Origin of the sequence: Fredinandcohnia onubensis (assembly GCF_002734215.1) — a bacterium.
In the GTDB taxonomy this organism is placed as follows: Bacteria; Bacillota; Bacilli; order Bacillales; family Bacillaceae_L; genus Ferdinandcohnia; species Ferdinandcohnia onubensis.
Genome location: NZ_NSEB01000029.1, coordinates 1 through 1,794 on the forward strand (window position 1 = coordinate 1; position 1,794 = coordinate 1,794).

The following is a 1,794-nucleotide window of genomic DNA, read 5'->3' on the forward strand; positions in this document are numbered from 1 at the left end:
GTTAGCATTCCTGTAGATCGTTAAATTACAGGTTTGAAAAAAATAAAGCCCCTCAGTAAGATATGAGTATAGACACCACTCTAACTCAGACTCTTAAGGAGGAACCCTTACTATGAATTTTAAAATGCAAGATAACAAAATCAACTAATAGAAAGAATTTCCGATAAACATCTAATTGTTGGTGTCGATATTGCTCAACAGTTTCATGTTGCACGAGCTATAAATTACCGTGGAATTATCGTCGGAGATCCCCTTACATTTGAAAATAGTGAAGTTGGTTTCAAAAGATTATTAAATTGGATTCAAAGTTTACAAGAAATGAAGGATTTAAATGCATCTATTGTAGGTATGGAACCTACTGGACACTATTGGAAAAATATCTCGAAATGGCTTATTGAACAGAAGATTGAGGTAGTAACAGTTAATCCCCACCTAGTTAAAAGAAATAAAGAGAATCGTGATAACACTCAATCAAAAAGTGATAAAAAAGACGCTCTTGTGATCGCCGATATGGTGAAAAACGGTTATTATTCATTTATCAGCCCATCCTCAGAGTCCTTCGAAAAGCTCAGAGTATTGATCTCAAATCGAGATGTTATTGTAAAACGACTTGTAAGCTCAGCAAATCAGATTCATAGATGGGTAGATATTGTCTTCCCAGAATTCAGGCAAGTGTTTAAAGATATAACGTGTAAAGGGGCAATTGCAACCCTACGATTATTTCCAACTCCTACTGAATTAGCTTCATTGGAACCCCAAGATGTCATGAGGGGATGGAAGTCATTAATGCAGCGACAACCCGGTCCCAAAAAGGCTCAACTACTGATTCAACTAGCAAAATCATCGATAGGAACAGCTCAAGCACTGGATGCATATAAATTTCATTTAGAACAATTACTAGAAGAATACGACCTTACTATAAAACAACTCGAAAGAGTTGAACTACAAATCAAAGAAGAACTCTATAAAATCCCTTTCGCACAGAAACTCCTTATGATTAAAGGGATAAGTGAAATCTCATTGGCTGGTATTTTAGGAGAAGCAGGAGATTTAAGTGGATTTTCTCATGGGAATTCTTTATTACGACATGCAGGACTTCATTTAGCTGAAGCAAGTTCAGGAAAATGGAAAGGACAGATTGTAATCTCAAAACGTGGTCGATCCAGGTTACGGCGTTTCCTTTACCTGGCTACTATGAGCCTTGTGATGAACAACGTTGAGTTTAAAGCACTTCACACACATAATGTGAAAGTCAAAAAGATGAAGAAAATGAAATCTATTATGAAGTTAATCGGTAAATTAGCAAGAATTTTTGTAGGAATAGCTAAGCGTAATGAGGCATACTGTCCAAGTAAATTGAAAGAAACAATCCCTTTTGCAGCTTAGGAATAAAGAACTTTAGCCTTACACAAAAGTAGCAATCTTTAATTTTGAATGTTGTCTTATTCGTAGGATTACAAATATGTACGGAGTACCAGGTTTATTACAACAAAAGGGCAATGTGACCCATCAGGTTAGCATAACTGGCCTCCACCCCTTGGATAGGCATGACGAAGGAATGAGAGGGCAAATGACCCGTTGAGACATGGGAGGGAAAGCCTCCAGGGGCGGCGTGGAGATGTACATCATTATGGTAAAATATGGAGTATTAGCTAACTCCTTTATTTAACTATGCCTTCACGAAGCCAAAATGATCTGAACTCACTTCTATTACCTTTTAATCCATTTTAAAGGGGTATGAAATCCTGCGAATAAGAGAGTATTCGAGAGATATTCGTATCAAACTGAGGGAGT

General features: G+C 37.0%; 1 pseudogene. It reads left to right on the forward strand.

The annotated features are described in order from the left end of the window. Positions 1–112 precede the first annotated feature (112 nt). Positions 113–1,386: pseudogene (locus tag CKK03_RS23200) on the forward strand (IS110 family RNA-guided transposase). The last annotated feature ends 408 nt before the right edge of the window (positions 1,387–1,794 follow it).